Source organism: Finegoldia sp. BIOML-A4, from assembly GCF_009679635.1.
In the GTDB taxonomy this organism is placed as follows: Bacteria; Bacillota; Clostridia; order Tissierellales; family Peptoniphilaceae; genus Finegoldia; species Finegoldia magna.
This window is the reverse complement of record NZ_WKZC01000012.1, coordinates 19,345-37,005: the sequence shown is the minus strand read 5'-3', so window position 1 is coordinate 37,005 and position 17,661 is coordinate 19,345. Positions and strand designations below refer to the sequence as shown.

Annotated in this window: 27 protein-coding genes and 10 tRNA genes; 34 read left to right on the top strand and 3 right to left on the bottom strand. The window is 32.8% G+C overall.

All coding sequences use genetic code 11. The features are described 5' to 3' along the window. The first annotated feature begins 114 nt into the window (after positions 1 to 114). From GKG01_RS08285 to GKG01_RS08245, 9 genes are all read left to right on the top strand, one after another. A tRNA-Gly gene (locus GKG01_RS08285) sits at positions 115 to 188 on the top strand. Between the two features lie 5 nt (positions 189 to 193). Further along, a tRNA-Arg gene (locus GKG01_RS08280) sits at positions 194 to 270 on the top strand. 7 nt (positions 271 to 277) lie between these two features. Next, a tRNA-Gln gene (locus GKG01_RS08275) sits at positions 278 to 354 on the top strand. A 4-nt stretch (positions 355 to 358) separates the two neighbouring features. Continuing rightward, positions 359 to 434: transfer RNA gene (locus GKG01_RS08270), tRNA-Lys, on the top strand. A gap of 5 nt (positions 435 to 439) precedes the next feature. Beyond that, positions 440 to 528 (top strand) — tRNA-Ser (locus GKG01_RS08265). 19 nt (positions 529 to 547) lie between these two features. Next, a tRNA-Ser gene (locus GKG01_RS08260) sits at positions 548 to 638 on the top strand. A gap of 20 nt (positions 639 to 658) precedes the next feature. Next, positions 659 to 735 (top strand) — tRNA-Ile (locus GKG01_RS08255). 69 nt (positions 736 to 804) lie between these two features. Further along, positions 805 to 880 (top strand) — tRNA-Phe (locus GKG01_RS08250). After that, positions 881 to 955, top strand: a tRNA-Trp gene (locus tag GKG01_RS08245). Here GKG01_RS08245 and GKG01_RS08240 read toward each other — a convergent pair. The 3 genes from GKG01_RS08240 to GKG01_RS08230 all read right to left on the bottom strand — a co-directional run bounded on the left by GKG01_RS08240 (position 943) and on the right by GKG01_RS08230 (position 4,293). Then, on the bottom strand, positions 943 to 2,379 hold the full coding sequence (locus GKG01_RS08240; protein ID WP_154272108.1) for a recombinase family protein: 1,437 nt from the start codon (positions 2,377 to 2,379) through the stop codon (positions 943 to 945). The two genes, GKG01_RS08245 and GKG01_RS08240, sit on opposite strands and share 13 nt — an antisense overlap. A 169-nt stretch (positions 2,380 to 2,548) precedes the next feature. Further along, on the bottom strand, positions 2,549 to 3,595 hold the full coding sequence (locus GKG01_RS08235; RefSeq protein WP_154272107.1) for an SAP domain-containing protein: 1,047 nt from the start codon (positions 3,593 to 3,595) through the stop codon (positions 2,549 to 2,551). An 8-nt stretch (positions 3,596 to 3,603) separates the two neighbouring features. Next, positions 3,604 to 4,293 (bottom strand): LexA family transcriptional regulator, encoded by a 690-nt coding sequence (locus tag GKG01_RS08230; RefSeq protein ID WP_154272106.1) that lies wholly within the window; start codon positions 4,291 to 4,293, stop codon positions 3,604 to 3,606. 146 nt (positions 4,294 to 4,439) lie between these two features. Here GKG01_RS08230 and GKG01_RS08225 point away from each other — a divergent pair, with 146 nt between their 5' ends. The 25 genes from GKG01_RS08225 (at position 4,440) to GKG01_RS08115 (ending at position 17,624) form a co-directional block, all read left to right on the top strand. After that, complete coding sequence (locus tag GKG01_RS08225; RefSeq protein WP_154272105.1) at positions 4,440 to 4,676, top strand: DUF739 family protein; 237 nt, start codon at positions 4,440 to 4,442, stop codon at positions 4,674 to 4,676. Positions 4,677 to 4,693: 17 nt separating this feature from the next. Beyond that, a complete protein-coding gene (locus GKG01_RS08220; RefSeq protein ID WP_154272104.1) occupies positions 4,694 to 5,446 on the top strand; it encodes a phage antirepressor KilAC domain-containing protein in 753 nt (250 codons plus the stop codon). A gap of 2 nt (positions 5,447 to 5,448) precedes the next feature. After that, a complete protein-coding gene (locus GKG01_RS09060) occupies positions 5,449 to 5,610 on the top strand; it encodes a hypothetical protein (RefSeq protein WP_172975120.1) in 162 nt (53 codons plus the stop codon). Further along, positions 5,585 to 5,812 (top strand): hypothetical protein, encoded by a 228-nt coding sequence (locus GKG01_RS08215; RefSeq protein ID WP_154272103.1) that lies wholly within the window; start codon positions 5,585 to 5,587, stop codon positions 5,810 to 5,812. Before GKG01_RS09060 ends, GKG01_RS08215 begins: the two co-directional genes overlap by 26 nt. A gap of 3 nt (positions 5,813 to 5,815) precedes the next feature. Continuing rightward, positions 5,816 to 5,980 carry a hypothetical protein gene (locus GKG01_RS08210; protein ID WP_154272102.1) on the top strand — a complete coding sequence of 55 codons (165 nt, stop codon included), beginning with the start codon at positions 5,816 to 5,818 and terminating at the stop codon, positions 5,978 to 5,980. Next, the gene (locus tag GKG01_RS08205; RefSeq protein ID WP_154272101.1) at positions 5,967 to 6,764 is read left to right on the top strand and encodes a DUF3560 domain-containing protein; all 798 of its coding nucleotides are present in this window, start codon (positions 5,967 to 5,969) and stop codon (positions 6,762 to 6,764) included. The genes GKG01_RS08210 and GKG01_RS08205 overlap by 14 nt, the downstream gene beginning before the upstream one ends. A gap of 12 nt (positions 6,765 to 6,776) precedes the next feature. After that, positions 6,777 to 6,962 carry a hypothetical protein gene (locus tag GKG01_RS08200; protein ID WP_154272100.1) on the top strand — a complete coding sequence of 62 codons (186 nt, stop codon included), beginning with the start codon at positions 6,777 to 6,779 and terminating at the stop codon, positions 6,960 to 6,962. Between the two features lie 158 nt (positions 6,963 to 7,120). Then, positions 7,121 to 7,294: a hypothetical protein gene (locus GKG01_RS09055; RefSeq protein WP_172980586.1), complete on the top strand. Its 174-nt coding sequence runs from the start codon at positions 7,121 to 7,123 to the stop codon at positions 7,292 to 7,294. Further along, complete coding sequence (locus tag GKG01_RS08195; protein WP_154272099.1) at positions 7,294 to 7,776, top strand: siphovirus Gp157 family protein; 483 nt, start codon at positions 7,294 to 7,296, stop codon at positions 7,774 to 7,776. The genes GKG01_RS09055 and GKG01_RS08195 overlap by 1 nt, the downstream gene beginning before the upstream one ends. Continuing rightward, entirely contained in the window at positions 7,776 to 8,357 is a 582-nt protein-coding gene (locus GKG01_RS08190) for an ERF family protein (RefSeq protein ID WP_154272098.1), read from the top strand. The genes GKG01_RS08195 and GKG01_RS08190 overlap by 1 nt, the downstream gene beginning before the upstream one ends. Further along, positions 8,358 to 8,783 carry a single-stranded DNA-binding protein gene (locus GKG01_RS08185; protein WP_154272097.1) on the top strand — a complete coding sequence of 142 codons (426 nt, stop codon included), beginning with the start codon at positions 8,358 to 8,360 and terminating at the stop codon, positions 8,781 to 8,783. A gap of 9 nt (positions 8,784 to 8,792) precedes the next feature. Further along, complete coding sequence (locus GKG01_RS08180) at positions 8,793 to 9,719, top strand: DnaD domain protein (RefSeq protein WP_154272096.1); 927 nt, start codon at positions 8,793 to 8,795, stop codon at positions 9,717 to 9,719. Next, positions 9,706 to 10,053 carry a DUF1064 domain-containing protein gene (locus GKG01_RS08175; RefSeq protein WP_154272095.1) on the top strand — a complete coding sequence of 116 codons (348 nt, stop codon included), beginning with the start codon at positions 9,706 to 9,708 and terminating at the stop codon, positions 10,051 to 10,053. The genes GKG01_RS08180 and GKG01_RS08175 overlap by 14 nt, the downstream gene beginning before the upstream one ends. Next, positions 10,050 to 10,586 carry a hypothetical protein gene (locus GKG01_RS08170; protein ID WP_154272094.1) on the top strand — a complete coding sequence of 179 codons (537 nt, stop codon included), beginning with the start codon at positions 10,050 to 10,052 and terminating at the stop codon, positions 10,584 to 10,586. Before GKG01_RS08175 ends, GKG01_RS08170 begins: the two co-directional genes overlap by 4 nt. Beyond that, positions 10,586 to 11,098, top strand: coding sequence for a hypothetical protein (locus tag GKG01_RS08165; protein ID WP_154272093.1), 513 nt, complete (start codon positions 10,586 to 10,588; stop codon positions 11,096 to 11,098). Before GKG01_RS08170 ends, GKG01_RS08165 begins: the two co-directional genes overlap by 1 nt. Continuing rightward, on the top strand, positions 11,085 to 11,249 hold the full coding sequence (locus tag GKG01_RS08160) for a hypothetical protein (RefSeq protein ID WP_154272092.1): 165 nt from the start codon (positions 11,085 to 11,087) through the stop codon (positions 11,247 to 11,249). The genes GKG01_RS08165 and GKG01_RS08160 overlap by 14 nt, the downstream gene beginning before the upstream one ends. Next, positions 11,239 to 11,433, top strand: a complete 195-nt coding sequence (locus GKG01_RS08155) for a hypothetical protein (protein WP_154272091.1) — start codon at positions 11,239 to 11,241, stop codon at positions 11,431 to 11,433. The genes GKG01_RS08160 and GKG01_RS08155 overlap by 11 nt, the downstream gene beginning before the upstream one ends. Beyond that, positions 11,430 to 11,585 carry a hypothetical protein gene (locus GKG01_RS08150; protein ID WP_154272090.1) on the top strand — a complete coding sequence of 52 codons (156 nt, stop codon included), beginning with the start codon at positions 11,430 to 11,432 and terminating at the stop codon, positions 11,583 to 11,585. The genes GKG01_RS08155 and GKG01_RS08150 overlap by 4 nt, the downstream gene beginning before the upstream one ends. Then, positions 11,582 to 11,914, top strand: a complete 333-nt coding sequence (locus GKG01_RS08145; RefSeq protein WP_154272089.1) for a MazG-like family protein — start codon at positions 11,582 to 11,584, stop codon at positions 11,912 to 11,914. Before GKG01_RS08150 ends, GKG01_RS08145 begins: the two co-directional genes overlap by 4 nt. Positions 11,915 to 11,918: 4 nt before the next feature. Next, positions 11,919 to 12,314 (top strand): hypothetical protein, encoded by a 396-nt coding sequence (locus GKG01_RS08140; protein WP_154272088.1) that lies wholly within the window; start codon positions 11,919 to 11,921, stop codon positions 12,312 to 12,314. Between the two features lie 223 nt (positions 12,315 to 12,537). Continuing rightward, positions 12,538 to 12,948 carry a terminase small subunit gene (locus GKG01_RS08135; protein WP_154272087.1) on the top strand — a complete coding sequence of 137 codons (411 nt, stop codon included), beginning with the start codon at positions 12,538 to 12,540 and terminating at the stop codon, positions 12,946 to 12,948. Further along, positions 12,935 to 14,209, top strand: a complete 1,275-nt coding sequence (locus tag GKG01_RS08130) for a PBSX family phage terminase large subunit (RefSeq protein WP_154272086.1) — start codon at positions 12,935 to 12,937, stop codon at positions 14,207 to 14,209. The genes GKG01_RS08135 and GKG01_RS08130 overlap by 14 nt, the downstream gene beginning before the upstream one ends. Positions 14,210 to 14,222: 13 nt before the next feature. Then, a complete protein-coding gene (locus GKG01_RS08125; protein ID WP_154272085.1) occupies positions 14,223 to 15,596 on the top strand; it encodes a phage portal protein in 1,374 nt (457 codons plus the stop codon). Then, positions 15,586 to 17,385 (top strand): minor capsid protein, encoded by a 1,800-nt coding sequence (locus GKG01_RS08120; protein ID WP_154272084.1) that lies wholly within the window; start codon positions 15,586 to 15,588, stop codon positions 17,383 to 17,385. Before GKG01_RS08125 ends, GKG01_RS08120 begins: the two co-directional genes overlap by 11 nt. 151 nt (positions 17,386 to 17,536) lie before the next feature. Beyond that, positions 17,537 to 17,624: transfer RNA gene (locus GKG01_RS08115), tRNA-Ser, on the top strand. Positions 17,625 to 17,661 lie beyond the last annotated feature (37 nt).

Here is a 17,661-nt window from a genome sequence, read left to right as displayed (position 1 = left end):
CCCGAGTGGCCAAAGGGGACGGACTGTAAATCCGTTACTTTATGTTTCGGTGGTTCAAATCCACCCTCCTCCACCAATTAAATTTTACAAAATAATAAGATTAATTACCTATATGCGGGTGTAGCTCAGTGGTAGAGCCCCAGCCTTCCAAGCTGGTTGCGAGGGTTCGATTCCCTTCACCCGCTCCAATTAAGCACCTATAGCTCAGCTGGATAGAGCAACGGACTTCTAATCCGTGTGCCGGAGGTTCGAATCCCCCTAGGTGCGCCAATAATAGTGGGGTGTCGCCAAGTTGGTAAGGCACAAGACTTTGACTCTTGCATTCCACAGGTTCGAGTCCTGTCACCCCAGCCAATATGGTTCATTAGCTCAGATGGTAGAGCACCTGACTTTTAATCAGGGTGTCCCGGGTTCGAGTCCCGGATGAGCCACCAAATGTGGAGAGGTATCGAAGTGGTCATAACGAGGCGGTCTTGAAAACCGTTTGGGGGCAACCCCGCGTGGGTTCGAATCCCACCCTCTCCGCCATTTTAAATTACTTTATTTAGGAGAAATACTCAAGTGGCTGAAGAGGCTCCCCTGCTAAGGGAGTAGATCCTTAACGGGATGCGAGGGTTCAAATCCCTCTTTCTCCGCCAAGAATATATGATTTATTCTTGGGCCTTTAGCTCAGTTGGTTAGAGCGCCCGGCTCATAACCGGTAGGTCCCGGGTTCGAGTCCCTGAAGGCCCACCAATTTATTTCTTGATTTATTCAAGAAATATTTTTTTATAATGTTGAAATCATTTCCTAAATAAAGTACGTGCCCAGATAGCTCAGTCGGTAGAGCAAAGGACTGAAAATCCTTGTGTCGCTGGTTCGATTCCGGCTCTGGGCACCAAGGGGATTAGTTCAGTGGTAGAACGTCGGTCTCCAAAACCGGATGTCAGGGGTTCAAGTCCTCTATCCCCTGCCACTAAAAGTAGTAAGCGAACACGCTTTTAATGTTGATAATTCAACGTTTACTTGTGTGTTGCTTGCTACTATTTTTTTTATTAAAGTTTGGATAACTTTTTTTTGATGTTTTCTATCCTTAAACAAGTTGTTTTTATTTATATAAAAATATTCTCTTACTTCATCAAGTGTGATGTGTTCTTTTTCAGTTATTTTTGATAGATTAAATTTGAGTTCTTGTTTTTGTTGTTCTAATGAGTTTACTTTTTCAATTATTTGATCACTTATTAATCCTTTTGCTATTGCTTTTGAGTATTGATCTATTTCTTTTGTTATTTCTTTTATTTTGTTTTCTAATACTTCTTTTTCATTGTTGTCTTCTGTAAAATCATTTATTGATTGGTATGTTGCTTGTATAAATTGTTCTATGTTATTTTTATAAAAGATTACATCTGTTAGAAATTCGCATATTTGTTTTTCTAATTTATCGGCGCGCTCCCAAGTGTTACAGTGTTTACACTTATAATAATAATATTTACGTCCACCTTTACCACGTCCAGATGATCCAATCATTTTATGAATTGTTCCATCTTCGCACTTGTGGTAAATAATTCCAGATAGGAGATAGTCGTAATCCGATTTTTTGCTTGATCTGATTTGTTTTACTTTCATAATTTCTTGCGCCTCTTCATATGTTTTTGCATCAATTATTGGGTCTATTACATTTTCGGCTATGAATTCTCTTTCTTTACCTAGATTTTTAACGTAATCACCCTTGTAAAGACGTCTTTTTAATATTGAATATATCATTGAGTTGTTTGTGAATTTGTTGCCCGCTTTTGTTCTGTATCCGTTTGTGTTTAGATATTTCATAATATCTGCGTATGTGTAATGTAATAGATACATTTCAAATATCTTTTGTACGCCTTTTGCTTCTTGTTCGTTTATCTTATATTGTCCATCTACTATATCGTATCCATAAGGTACGTTTCCACCTATGAATTTATAGCTACGCATGTTTTCGTCGATTCCTTTTTTTACTTCACGTGATAGGTTAGCGGAGTAGTATTCTGCCATACCTTCGAGGACTGATTCCATTATGATTGATTCAGGGGAGCCGTCGATGTTTTCTAATACGCTGAGTAGTTGTTTGCCATTCTTTTTAAGTTTTAATTTATAGCTTGCGCTATCATATCTATTTCTTGCAAATCTATCTAATTTGTGAACTATTACATAGTCGTATTCTTTATATCTGCTTTCTTTAATCAGTTTTAAAAACTGTGGGCGATTATCCGTTGTGGCGCTTTTTGCGTGGTCTTCGTATGTTTTTATTAGTTTGATGTTATTTTGTATGCAATACGCGTCTATTGCTCTTTTTTGTGCTTGTATTGATTCTTCTCTTTGTCCCGCGCTTGAGAATCTAACATAAGCCACTGCTGTTTTCATATTTTAACTCCTTTTTATGTTAATTAAAGAGCATACGTGATATAATAAGTTTGTGAATTGTGAGTATATTACGTATGCTCAGGTGCCTCTGTGTTATACACGGAGGCATTTTTATTTTTAAGTACATTTAGTGCTTAATTGTTGATGTGTAAAGTGGCAGCTAATTTGCCTAATATTTGTATGAGTTTTCTTCGTTTATATCATCAATTAATCTATCTAAGTTGTATTCAGTTGTTTCAAAATCTTCTAATACAGAATAAAAGATATCTTTTATTTGATCTATTCCAAATATTGAATAATCAAGGTGTTCTTTTATAAAATCAATTTCATTTGGATCAAAATATTCATAGTGATTTTTTATATCTGTTACTAAGTATTTATTTAATCTGATATATGGTAAATGTGTTCTTTTTAAATTGATATCCGAAATGATATCATCTAGTCCTGAAATTTCTATCGTTAGCATTTTTGTAGCAATTTTCACTATGTTTTTGTAATCTTTGTTTTCGGAGAATATCTTATGCAAACTTGATAGATTTAGCCAAGCTTGATTATATTTCTTGTAATCCATGTTTTTTTGAAGTTTATGAAGTAGAATGCAAAGAGAGATGATTTCTCCATTTACATTCGTATTTTCAAGTTTCAATTTTTCCCACATGCTTTTATATTCTAACGCATCTATCATAAAATCGTGGTTATGATAATAAATCCATGGTTTGTTATCTAATAAAAAGTTTTTGCCTAATTCAGACAAAACATATATATTTTTACCGTTAAAATTTACAGCTACATCATTATCAATAATACGTTGTATCAGTTCATCTTTATTGCCTGTTTGTTTTAAGTTGGAATCTTTTAAATACGCTTTTAATTCTGAAACTTTTAAAGTTTTTAGCGCATGTTCTTTACTACATTTTTCTAAATACATGTTGTCTATTAATTCTTGATGCACTTTTTTAGTGTTTTTAATTCCGTATTTATAGAAAAAATATTGCGGATATTGTGACGGATATTCTTTTCCGTTGCACCAGTTTAGTAAAACAACTTTAGAAATGTGATCCCATAAATTATCTTTTTTAGGATGTTCTTCTATTTTTGGTTCTATTTTGTTGGAATCTTTTTCTGTTTTAATATCTGAATCCTCAGATATTAAAACATTATCGTTTTTTGTTTCAGTTTCATCATTTAATCCAAATAGTTTTTTTAAAATGCTCATAATAACTCCTAACTTAGTGTTACATTGTACATGATAACTTTACCTATTATATTTACATTTTCATATTCAAGGTCATAAATAATATCGGTGTAAATTGGATTTGTTGATTCTGGTCTAAATATTATTCTGTTTTCGGCTTCGTCTTTATAATATCGCTTAACTGAATAATTGTAGTTGTTGTTAAATACAACAATATCACCATTTTTAATATCTAAATTACTATTAAATTCCAATATACCTATTAATGAGCCATCTGGTATGATTTTGTCCATACTATCGCCTATAATGTGCATGAATAATACGTCTTCATTGGCGTATTTACCTAACATAGAATCAGGAACTGATAAGCTTGAATAATTTTGTTTTCCATCAATAGTTAAAGGTTGTCCAGCGGAAGCTTTATCATCTATGTATCTATATGTTTTCATAACGTTAGCACGTCCAACAAATGTTACTTCGTTCTTTTTATGATTATCTATATCAACATCGTATCCCATTAACCATGCAGGGGATACATCTAACGCTTTAGATAGCATATAAATTTTATCTTGTTTAGCTTCGTATTTATTATTTATCCAATCGCTTATTGACGATGCCCTTATTCCCGAAAGTTCGGATAATTCTTTTTGATTAATTTTTTTTATTTCCAATATTTCTTTTAATCTTTTTGGTAAACTTGAAATTTTATCGTTGTTCATAAGTCTCCTCCTAAATATATAATACAGTTTTCAGTATAAAAAAGCAAGAATATTTAAAAAAAAATACAGAAAACTGTTGACAAGAACGGAAAGCCGTATTATAATATAATTAACAAATCATTTGATAAGGGGGTGAACTGTAGAATATGACTGTAATATATGATTATTCAAAGCTACGAGGTTTAATAAAAGAATATTTTGGAACAATGAAAAACTTCGCAAATTATTTAGGCATTTCAGAGACAAGCTTAAACTTAAGGTTACAAAACAAACTTCCATTTAAGCAAGATGAAATCTATAAATCTTTAATTGGATTTAAGAAAAACGGAGAAGATCTAGACAAGATATTTTTTTGCAATCAAAATACGGAAAAGCGTATATAATTAAAAGGAGAATGCACATGAATGAATTAAAAATATTTCAAAATAGCGAATTTGGAGAGATAAGAACAGTTACCAAAAACAATGAACCATGGTTTGTGGCAATAGATGTATGCAATGCGTTAGACCTTAAAAATCCTACAGTATCAGTTGGAAGATTAGATGAAGATGAGGTGACTAAGTTTAACTTAGGCGGCTTAAGTGGAGAATCTAATATCGTAAGTGAATATGGATTATACAATTTGATTTTAGCAAGTAGAAAAAAGGAAGCGAAAAAGTTTAAGAGATGGATCACTCATGAAGTTATACCAACAATTAGAAAACATGGAGCGTATATGACAAGTGAGGTTATCGAAAAGACTTTAAGTGATCCAGACTACCTCATAAGACTTGCTACTAATTTGAAGGAAGAAAAAGCAAGGAGGGCATTAGCAGAAGCACAAATCGAAAAAGATAAGCCGAAAGTATTATTCGCTGACAGTTGTGAAGTTGCTGAAAACTCAATACTGATAGGCGAGTTTGCTAAAAGATTAAAGCAAAACGGATTTGATATTGGGCAAAATAAGTTGTTTGAATGGTTAAGACAACACGATTATTTATGTAAGAGTGGTGAACGCAAAAACTTGCCAACACAATACTCAATGGAACGTGGATTGTTTGAAGTTAAAACTAGAATAATGAGTAATCCTAACGGAAGTGTTAGAACAACATCAACAACTAAGATTACGGGTAAAGGACAAATATACTTTACTAATAAATTTTTAGGAGCGTAGGTATGAACAAAGAAATACTAATAAATGACATAAATTTGAGTGAACAAGCTATTAAAGAGGTTAGTAAGCTTATTGCTATTAAGTTTATGGAAGATAGGGCAGAAAAAAGAAGAGAAGAGGTAAGAAGGGAGTTAGGTTATGGAAAAAAGAGTATCGGATTTTAATGATGAGGTTTGGGCAAAATTTAAGAGATCAAAAGATGTAAGTAAAAGAAGAAGTATTGGAAATTGTAAAAAAATTAAGAGAAAAAGAATTGAAAAAGTAGATAGACTTGATGATATGAGAACTGTTGGCAATTTATGTATTATGCTTTTGAAGTTTTTCGTACTTTTAAATATTTTGGTGATCACTTCAAGAATGCTTTAATTTATGAAAAAGAAATCGAGAGAATTCGTAGAAGGAGAAATTATTACAAAAAAGGATATACATCGTGCTTGGCTTAAAAGTATGGAGAAACGTGATGATGATGTGTTATTCAGGGCAAGACTTTTTAAAAAGATGGCAAAAAGAGGTGTAAAAAATGGCAGTAGGTAGAAAGGATTATTTCGAAAGAAAAGAATTAAGAGTTGAAAGATTAAGAGAAAAAGCAGACAAGATGAGATCTGAAAGCGTAGATGCTTTTAGAGACGCGAGAAAAATACAAGACAGTATTCCTATGGGTCAGCCAATTCTGATAGGACATTACTCAGAAAAGAGATCGAGACGAGATAGAGACAGAATTGATGCAAACATAAAAAAGAGCATAGAAAAGCAAGAGCAAGCTGAATATTACGATGAAAAACTTGCAGCAGCTGAAAATAATAAAGTTATCAGCAGCGATAATCCACAAGCAATCGAGCTTTTAGAAGATAAGATATCAAAATTAAAGGCAAGACAGCAAAGGTACAAAGATATGAATAAGTATTACAGAAAGCATAAGACGATGGTAGGTTTTGAAGATTTAAGCGACGAGAAAGCAGCAGAAATCAACAAAAGAATTGATGAAGATTATAGTTTTAATAAAAAACCTGCACCTTCATATATTCTTAGCAATTTAAACGCGATGATTAAGTCGACAGAAAAAAGACTGGAACAGTTAAAAGAACTAGATGAAATGGAGTATGAAGAAATAGAATTTGATAATTGTACAGTCATTTCAAATGACAAAACAAATCGTGTAGAAATGCATTTTGGATATAAGCCAGGCGAAGATGTGAGATCACTATTGAAAAGAAAAGGGTTCAAGTGGTCTAGAAATAACGAATGTTGGCAAAGAATGAGAAACAAAAATAGTCTGAATACAGCTATTAGTTTGGCTAAAGAAATAGATGAAATGTAAAGGAGAAAAAATATGAAATTTAGAACAACAATAGACTTTGATATTACAGATGAATGTTTAGAGTACTTTTATGATAATTCAGTATATAAGCTAAAAGGAGAATTGGATGAGTATTTTAAACACAGAATAGTGATTGATTTTCAAAAGAGTGAGGGTATGCAAGGATATTATCGTGGAACAGATATTAAAGAAATATAAAAAAAGTGGCTGTATCTCACCACAAAATACAGCCAATCATGAAACTACATCCTTAAAAAAGGATTAATTAAATTATAACTTAAAATTAAAAGAATTACAAATATAAAGGAGTGTATATATGGTAGTAGGACAAAAAGAAATGGTGTACACGTGTGGAGATGGAGCGAAGTTTTTTTTCAAGAGAAGAAGCAAAAAGACACGAGGTACAACTTCAAGTTATGGAACTTATTAAAGACAGTGTATATGGGTACGAAAATAGTTTAGAAAAGGTTATAGAAGTAATTGTTGATAATTTTGATGAGATTGAAATGATTGTGAGGGATAAGTACTAATGAATTTATTTGAGCTAACTGAAAATTATGTGAAATTTTTTACTGAATTTGAAAATGCTGATGAAATTACAGATGAAATGCAAGAAATGGCAAATAATCTTAATGTTGAAATTGAGGAAAAGTGTGACAATTATGCGAAAATGATTAGAAACCTGGAAGCGGATGTTGAAGCTTTTAAAAATCAAGAAAAGATATTCAACGAAAAGAGAAAATCGGCAGAGAATAAAGTTAAATGGTTAAAGCAGAATTTACAAGCAAGTATGGAATTGCAAGGTAGGAAAAAGGTTAAGACTGATTTGTTTAGTTTTAACATTCAAAAGAACACTCCTAGCCTTGAAATAAAGGACGAAAAGAGCATAGACGATAGTTACTATGTAATAGAACGCAAGCTCAACAAGAGAGAGCTTTTAAATGATATTAAAGAGGGTTTGATTGTTGATGGTGTTGAATTAAAACAAACAGAAAGTTTGAGGATAAGATAATGACAATTTATGAAAAGCTATTAAATATTCAGACGAGTTTAAAAGCTCCAAAAAGTCAAAAAAACGACTTCGGTAATTATAATTATCGAAGTTGTGAGGATATTTTGGAAGCTGTTAAGCCTTTTTTAAAAAAAGAAAAATGTGTGTTGGTTATAAATGATGAGGTTCAAAAAATAGAAAATAGATATTATTTAAAGGCTGTTGTGAACTTGATTGATGTTGAAAACGGCGAAAGCATAACGGCTAGTGCTTTTGCAAGAGAAGAAGAAACTAAAAAAAAGATGGACGGTTCACAAATAACAGGAGCTAGTAGTTCATACGCACGCAAATATGCTTTAAATGGATTATTTGCAATAGATGATACAAAAGATAGCGATGCTACTAATCAACACGATAAAAAGCAAGTTAGCGCATCTCAACAGTCTATAATAAAGCAACAAATTGCGGAGATATTGAAAGTTAAAGGGATAAGCTTTGATAAGCTAACAGAAGTAATAAAGGTTAAATTCAAGAAACAAAAATTTGATGAATTAACGGCGAATGAGCAACAAAAATTATTAAATGAAGTGAGGGCATGGTAGATGAATAATGTAAGTTTAATGGGTAGATTGACAAGAGATGTTGATTTAAGGATGACAAATAGTAATTTAGCAGTTGGAAGATTTAATGTTGCTGTAGATAGAAAATTAAGCAAAGAAAAAAGACAAGAAGCAGAGAAAAACAATCAACCTACGGCAGATTTTATCGGATGTATCGCATTCGGAAAAATGGCTGAAAATATAGCAACTTATTTCAGAAAAGGACAAAGAATAGCTGTATCAGGTCATATTCAAACTGGATCATACGAAAAAGATGGGCAAAGAATTTATACAACTGATGTTGTTGTTGATAGTTTTGATTTCGTAGAATCAAATAGCAGCAGTACAAATAATAACCAAGGATATAGCAATCCAGCTGATTTGGGTATGACGGGAGCTGAATCATTTGATAGTGATTTGCCATTTTAGGTGATGTAAATGGCTTATGGTTGGATTAGTATTCATAGGAAGATACAAGACAACATAATATGGAATGACAAACCTTTTAATCGCGGAGCTGCTTGGATTGATTTAATAATGTTGGCTAATCATGAGAACAAGAAAATCATTTTTAATGGAAGCATGGTTGAAATAAAAAGGGGCGAAAAAATAACGTCCCTTAGAAAACTATCTGAACGCTGGGGTTGGAGTAGAGGAAAAACAAAAAAGTTTTTAAATTTGTTAAAAGACGAGAATATGATTGAGTTTAAAACTGACCACCAAAAAACAACGTATAAAATTGTAAATTACAATGTTTATCAGAATGAAGATTTAGATAAAAGAGCCACAGAAAAGCCACTGAATGACCAGCAAAAAGCCACAGAAAAGCCACTGAATGACCAGCAAAAAGCCACAGAAAAGCCACTGAATGACACAAACAATAATATAAATAATTACAATAATGTAAATAATAATAACGGTGTTGATCAATCAGAATTGAATTTGGATGATCCAAAGTTGGCTGAGCTAATAAAACTGTACGAGGATTGTGGTTTTGGTTTGATATCTCCGTATAGTGCTAATATGCTGAGGGATTATATGGAAATGTATAGTTTTCAGTGGGTAAAAGAGGCTATTCAAATAGCAGAGCAGAATAATATTAGGACTTTGGCATATATAAATGGGATCTTGAAGAAAAAGAAATCAGGAACGGATAAGCCTAGAAACAATTACGGAAAGAAACAAACGTATTACAGACCAAAAAAGGACGATGAATTATCTGAGGAATCAAGAAACTTAAACAACAAAATTATAAGTAATTTCATGGAGAAGACGAAAAAAGAAGAAGTAAATACAAATGCTATTGCTATGCAGAGAATGCAAGAGGAGTTTAAAAAGATGAGGGAGAATAATGAGAAGATATAGCAAGTATAATGCGAAAAAGACAATTGTAGATGGACACCCATTCGACAGCAAGAGAGAAGCTGAAAGATATTGTGAATTGAAATTGTTTGTAAGAGCAGGAGAAATAAGGAATCTAGAGTTGCAGCCTAGATTCCTGTTACAAGATGAATTCTTTGACAAAAACGAGATAAAACATAAAAAGATTGAGTATGTGGCAGATTTTATGTATATTGACAAATGCGGAAAAACTATTGTAGAAGATGTTAAAGGTGTTTTAACTGATGTATATAAAATCAAGAAAAAGATGTTTTTAAAGATATATGATGATCAGTACGAATTTAGGGAGATAAGATGAAAGGCTGGCAAGATTACGAAATAAGAATATGTAAGTCGCAGATTAGAAATCACGGTGGGGAGAGTTTTACGAAGGTCTGCGAGTTTATTAGTAATGTTTTGAGCAGGGATAAGTCTGCGGTTAGTAGATTTTTGAAAATGAATGACGAGCTTGTAGCGTTTAGAAGGCTGTATGATGTATTAACTTGGAATGAGAAACTTGAAAAGAGGCTGATGGAAGAAGCGGACACTGAAGTTGAAGAGGAGCTTGCAAATGGCGGATTGGTTAAGAAAGGTGATTTCAAGATTAACTATGATAAACAACCTAAAAGGACGTATGGTAAAAGCTGTATAAGCGACAAATTCGAAATTGGTAAGCGTTATTATGTATCGAATCGCTGCGGAGAAAGAAACAATAGTACTTACAGGATAGATGGCAATGCTACACTAATTAAAAAGACTGATAGAATTGCGATATTTGATTTCAAAAAATACAAGGCGGCATTTTTATGGAATTGCTATGGGATTGACTGGAAAGCTAAGGGATTAAAGTGATGAAGACTAAAGAATTTATTGAAAAAGTTGAGAAATTAGGATTTACTATAGAATACTACAAAAATCCGTTTTCTAACATCAAATCAAATTGTGACTATGATTTAATTACTATATCCGCTAATAATCAAGTTCTAGTTAAGATTTGGGCAAATTGTCAATACGCAATTAGTACTATATCGGACGGACATTCTTGTTATTTGTATGGATATGATGTTGATGAATTATATAAAGTGTGTTTTGAATACGTAAAAATACCTGTCAAGGATAGGGAAGATAAAGAAAAGAAGTTTTATTTAAGACATAAATTTTTATGTGATAACGCAGGTCTGAGTTCGTTTGATGTGTATTTAAATCATAGATTCGAAGATGGTAGTTATTTTATATATGGTTCGGGGCAAAATAAATTTGTGAAGTCTCAATTTACCGTTAAAGATATTGAGGAAATCAAAGAAAAATTTAATACGGATTTAAGTGATTTTGAAATGGTAGAGGTGGAAGATGAAAAAGTTTAAAATATATTTTGAGTTTGAACCTTATGATTACTGGACTAAAAATGATGTGAAAGAGATGATTGAAAAAGTCATAGATCCTATATATCATTTAGGGGATTCAAGTATCAGTGAAATAAATATAGAAGAAATCGAGGTAGAAGATGACAATTAAAGAAGTTGAAAAACTACTTTTAGCTTGCGAGGTTGATTTTGAGGAATTGAAAAGTAATATATTTAGAAATCAATCAAATGCAAGTGAAGATGATAACGCAGATATAAATGCAATGTTGATAAACAGGATTAGGAAAAATATTAATTCAAGACTTTATCAAATTGAAATCGGGAGGTATAGATGAGTAATAACTTAAAAATCAAGTTAGCTATGTGTGCTTTTTGGATAGTTTTGATTTTTGCAGGCGTAGATTATGACAGTATTATTTTATCAATTGTGTTAGTTAGTTTTGTAGAATATATTTTTGATGAAGAAAAAAGGAGAAAAAAAGAATGAATTTTGAAGAATTAAAAACAAAAGTAGAAGAATGGGCAAACGACAAGGACTTATTACACAGCGAAAATGCTGAAAAACAATTTTTGAAATTTATTGAGGAAGTTTTTGAATTTAAGAGTGAGATGGACCTTATACACATATTGGGTGGAAATGAGCTTAATTCTCATGATATGATGCTTGAAATGGGAGATATTTTTGTAACGCTGATTATTTTATGTAATCAACTTGGTATAGATCCTGTAGAGTGTTTGGAAATGGCTTATAAGAAGATTTCAAAGAGAAAAGGAAAGACTGTGAATGGTTTGTTTGTCAAAGAGGAAGATTTATAGGCTGATGACTAAAAAAGAGCTGCAAAGAATCTATTTATTAGATTTGAAGATTAGTGCGGATATCAAGGAGTTAGAAAAGCTTAACTCCTTGAAGTATTCGATTAGATCACCTTCCGCTTTTGGAGAAAAGGTTCAATCAAGTGTAAGAAATGATAATGATCTGATTGAAAAGATTGTGGATTTGGAAAGTAAAATCAATAAGAATATTAGCGAACTAATCAATCTGAGAGAGAATTACAAGAAAAGGATTAGCGACGTGGATGGAGAATACGGCATTTTACTTAATTTGAGATACATTCAGTGTTTGAAATGGCATGAGATCGCGAAGATTATGCACCGAAGTGTTGAGATGATATACAAAATGCATGGAAAGGCATTAAATATCGTGAAAGATATGTAAAGTGTACAGTAAATTACAGTAAATTACAGTATGAAGTATGATATAGTGATATTGAAAAGAATTGAGCAAAAATAATTTTTTGTTTAGTTTCATATCACTCCAATTAAATTTTATACATAAGAAGGTCGATACGCTGGTATCGGCTTTTTTATTGGAGTTAAAGAATTTAGGATTATCTAATTGTGGATAGTCCTTTTTTATTTGGAAAGCGAGGTGATGTGCTTTGAAGAAATTGACAATTAAACAGAAGAAGTTTGCTGATGAGTACATCATTAGCGGAAATGCTACACAAGCGGCCATTAAGGCGGGATATAGTGAAAAAACTTCTACAGTTATTGGTGCTGAAAACTTAACAAAACCTAATATAAAAGCTTACATAGACGAAAGAATGAAAGAACTTGACGAAGAATCAATCGCCAATCAAAAAGAGATACTACAATTGATTACAAAACATGCGAGAATGGAAACTGTTGAACATAATGTAACAAAAGATGGGCGAGTTGTTAAAACTCCAACATCTCCTTCTAATTCTCTTAAGGCTTTGGAGTTGTTAGGAAAGGTTAATCAAATGTTTACTGATAAAGTTGACCTAAACTCAACAGAAGGGATTAAGATTATCGATGATATCGGCTAGGTTATCAACGCTTGTGAATCCATGTTTTGTGGAGTTGCATAAAAAGATTAAGAATAAAGAGCATCTCAGATATGTTCTGAAAGGTGGCCGTGGATCAGGTAAGTCTTTTATGATTTCAATTGAGCTTATATTGGATTTGATTAAAAATCCTATATCCGTATTGTGTGTTCGAAAGGTCGGCAATACGCTTTATGAATCGGTTTATGAGCAGTTAAAAGAGGCAGTTGATGTATTAGGTGTCGGTGCTTATTTTAACTTCGGTAAAAGCCCTTTAAAGATTACTTATTTACCACGTGGTAACTCAATTATATTCAGAGGTGCTGATGATCCATCGAAAATCAAATCGTTAAAGGTTGCGAAGTTTCCAGTCGCGACTTTATGGATTGAGGAGCTTGCAGAGTTTAAGACAGAGGAAGAAGTTTCTATGATTGAGAATTCTGTTCTTCGTGCTGAACTTGAAGATGGTTTATCATATAAGCTTATTTATTCATACAATCCACCTAAAAGAAAGCAATCATGGGTAAATAAGAAATTTGAATCGCAGTTTGTATCAAATTCTACATATGTTCATCACTCAACATATTTAGATAATCCGTATATATCTCAAGTATTTATCGATGAAGCTGAACATATTAAAGAAATACAGCCGCTAAAATACGATTGGGAATATATGGGAAAAGCTATCGGGTCAGGTGTTGTTCCTTTTGATAATTTGGTGTTTAGAGAGATATCAAGAGACGAAATCAACAACTTTGATAATATTCGTCAAGGTCTTGACTGGGGATATGCTACTGATCCATTAGCTATGATTAGATTACATTACGATAAGACAAGAAGAAGAGTATTTATATTTGATGAGTTGTACGGAGTTAAGATTTCAAATAGAGAGGCAGCAGAGCTTATCAAGAAAAGACATTTTGATGATACAAGAATAATAGCCGATAGTGCTGAGCCGAAATCCATAGCAGAGGTTAAAAGCTATGGAATACAAATTGTAGGAGCTGATAAGAAGCCAGGTTCTGTGGAGTTTGGTGAAAAATGGCTTGATGATTTGGAAGCTATTATCATTGATCCTAAGAGGTGTCCGAATACTGCTAAGGAATTTGAGAACATAGATTATCAAACGGATAGATGGGGAGATACAATCGCAAGATTGGAAGATAAAGATAATCACAGTATTGATGCTACAAGATACGCATTGAGCGAAGATATGATTGAAAGAAAGATAAGATCCATAAGCAAGTCCGCTTTTGGATTATGATGAGGTGTTAATTATGTTTAGGACTTTAAAAGAAGAACTCACACCACAAGAAGTGGGAGAATATATAAAAAGACATAAATCTAAAATTAATAGATATCAGAGATTACAGAGCTATTATTTAGGAGAGCATGACATATTACAAGATGGTGCCGCTGACAAAGATAAGGATAATAAACTTGTCAATCCATATCCTAAGTACATTACTGATTTTAACGTCGGATTTTTTATGGGTCAATCCATAAAATACACAGCTACGGCACTAGATGAAGAAGAAGACGATAGATTCTTAGAAGAATATCAAAGAGTTTGCAATTACAACAATGAAGCGAAAGAAAATCTGAAACTTGCGAAGACTTGTTCAATTAAGGGAGAAGCGTATGAGATTTTGTGGATAGACTTAAATGGAAATATTAAGTTTAAAGCCATAGAACCTGATAGCGCTTTTTTAATTTACGATACGAGCATTGAGGATAGAGTTAAATTTGGGATTAGATACTATGTTTCAGAGGTTGACAAGAAAATCATTACTAATGCATATGTTTACGATGATAAAGCTTTTTATTATTACACTGACGAGGAAACAAGCGGGATATTCATGTTGGTTGAGACTAAGCCACATCCATTTGGAGCGGTTCCATTAATTCATTTCAAAAATAACGAGGAATTACAGGGAGACTTCGAACAGATTATAACATTGATTGATGCGTATAATCGCGAGCAATCAAACACGTTAAATGATATGGATCAATTTTCAGATGCTTATTTAGCTTTAACAAACTATGCGGCAACTGACAAAGAAGATATCGAAGGAATGAAAAAAAGAAGAGTGTTATTACTTGATTCTGATGGTGATGCTAAGTGGATTACTAAGGATGTTAATGACACCTGGATTGAAAACTTTAAGTTGAGATTAAACAAAGACATTCATAAGTTTAGCTTCACTCCTGATTTTGCAGATGAAAGTTTCGGTACTAATTTACCTGGAATATCACTAAGACTTAAGTTATTAACGGCTGAGGAATTGAGAAATACTAAGGAAATGTACTTTAGAGAATCAATATCTAAGCGTATGGATCTCATTGCATCATATTTAAATATCATAAACGATAGTGAATTGATTAGAAGCCAAATCAAAATGCAATTTTCTGATAGTTTGCCACAAAATATCCTTGAACTTACTCAAATAGTACAAAATTTAAGCAATGATGTATCTACTGAAACTAGGTTATCATTGCTTCCATTCATTGAAAATCCATCTGATGAAATGGACAAGAAAGAAAAAGAAGAACAAGAAAAAAGCGAAGAGGATTACTCAAAACTTGAATCAATGTTTAAGTTTAAAAACAAAAATACTGATCAAAAAGTAGTTGAAGAAGATGAAGAGTAAGGATTACTGGGAAAAGAGGTCTGCTGCGCAGTTGGTAGACTTATTGAAGAATGCTGATAATGTTATAAAAGAGCTTAAATTATCGTATGATAAAGCGATATTTAACATTAACACTTCGATTGAAAAATTGTACGGCAAGTTTGCTGAGGATAATAGAATATCAGTAAATGAAGCTATGAAGATTATTAAAGGCAAAGAATATCGCGAATGGCGAATGAGTATGCAAGAGTATCTCAAACGAATTGAACGCGGAGAAGAGCCATTACAATTAGAATTAGATGTATTAGCAATGCGCAGTAGGATTAATAGACTTGAATGTTTACAAGCTGAAATAATAGCTAATGCGACGATTTTAGCACAAGATGAGGATAAGACGGCTACTAAACATTTAACCGATGCACTTGAAAGCAGTTATAACAACACTATGTATGAATTTTACAAAGATAAAGACCCTGCGGTGCTTGATCTTATGAACAGACACAAAGTTGCTATATCGAAAGATTCTGTAAAAGAAATACTTCAACTTCCGTGGAGTGGCGCTAATTACTCAACTAGGATATGGAAAAGAAAATTCAACATCGCAAATAAAGTAAAAGAAATGGTAACGCGTAATATTCTGGAAGGTAAAAGCATTACTAACATTACAAGAGAAGTTTCTAAGGAATTTGGTGCAGAATACACGAATGCTTTGAAGACTTTAATTCACACGGAAACTGCTTTTGTTAAAAGCCAAGCAGATAAAGAGGTTTACAGTAAGCTTGGAGTTGAAGAATATGAATTTATGGCAACATTAGATAGAAGAACCTCAGAGATTTGTAGAGGTCTAGACGGAAAACATTTCAAGGTTGATGAAGCGGTGCCAGGAGAGAATTATCCTCCTATGCATCCACGCTGCAGGAGTACGACGATTCGCTATAAACCTGATAAATACGACACACATACGAGAATGGCAAGGGATAAAGACGGAAAAAACATCAAAGTTCCATTGGGAATGAAGTATGATGAATGGTACGAAAAGTATATAAAAAATGGCGAAAAAGGTAACCTTCCAATAATTAACACAGATAAGCAAGAAACCAAAAAAGAAGAAACGAAGAAAGCAAAAGAGAAAAAAGAAAACTTATCAAAAGATATTGAAAAGAAAGTGGAAGACAAAAAACAAGCCGAATCAAAACCTAAAGAGCGAAAGCCAACATCGGATGAGCTTGAAACAATTGAGTACTACGTAAGTGGTGATGGCATGTATATCAATGATTATTTACGAAACCGTAATACAGAAACAACGGGACCTATGGATAGTGAGGATAAAGAATTTATTAGAGACTTAGAAAAAGCGACTGACAGAAAACACTCACATAAAAAATTATATAGGTCAGTTGATGCTAGCGCTGTATTTGGCAAAATAACAGAGAGACAATGGGATGATTTAAGAGAACAATTAATATATGATATGAACAAAAAAGCAGAGCCTTTAATTAAAGATGCAATAGGAAAAGAAATCGAGGATAAAGGGTTCATGAGTACAACAAAAGACTATAATGTTGCTGTTGAGTTTGGATATTTCACAGGCGCAGACCATCCAATTGTAATTGAATTTTCGAATGCTGATAAGGTCAAGGGATTTGATTTAGGTAAGTACATGCCTGACTTAAATAGAAGAATGGAGCAAGAAGAAGTATTGTTGCATAACGATGCCAGATATTTAGTAAAAGATATAGTCGGAAAAGATGGTGGAATCCATGTATTAGCTGATTTCTTGACGGAAAAAGATAAGAAAAAAAGAAAATAGTAATAATCAGTTGTAAAAGCAAGCAGGTAACGCAATCGTTGTTGATGTGTTAGCTGCTATTTTTGTGCAATTGTTTAATTAAAGTCAGACAAGGAATATCGCTACCTTATGACTAGACCTGGACAAGTCTATAAAAGGTCTTTTTTTATTTGGAGTATTACTCAAGAGGTTAAGAGGGTTGTTTGCTAAACAACTAGGGCATTACTGCTGCGTAGGTTCGATTCCTACATGCTCCGCCATAGTCATGGACACGACTTTAAAAGGTCTAATTTTTAT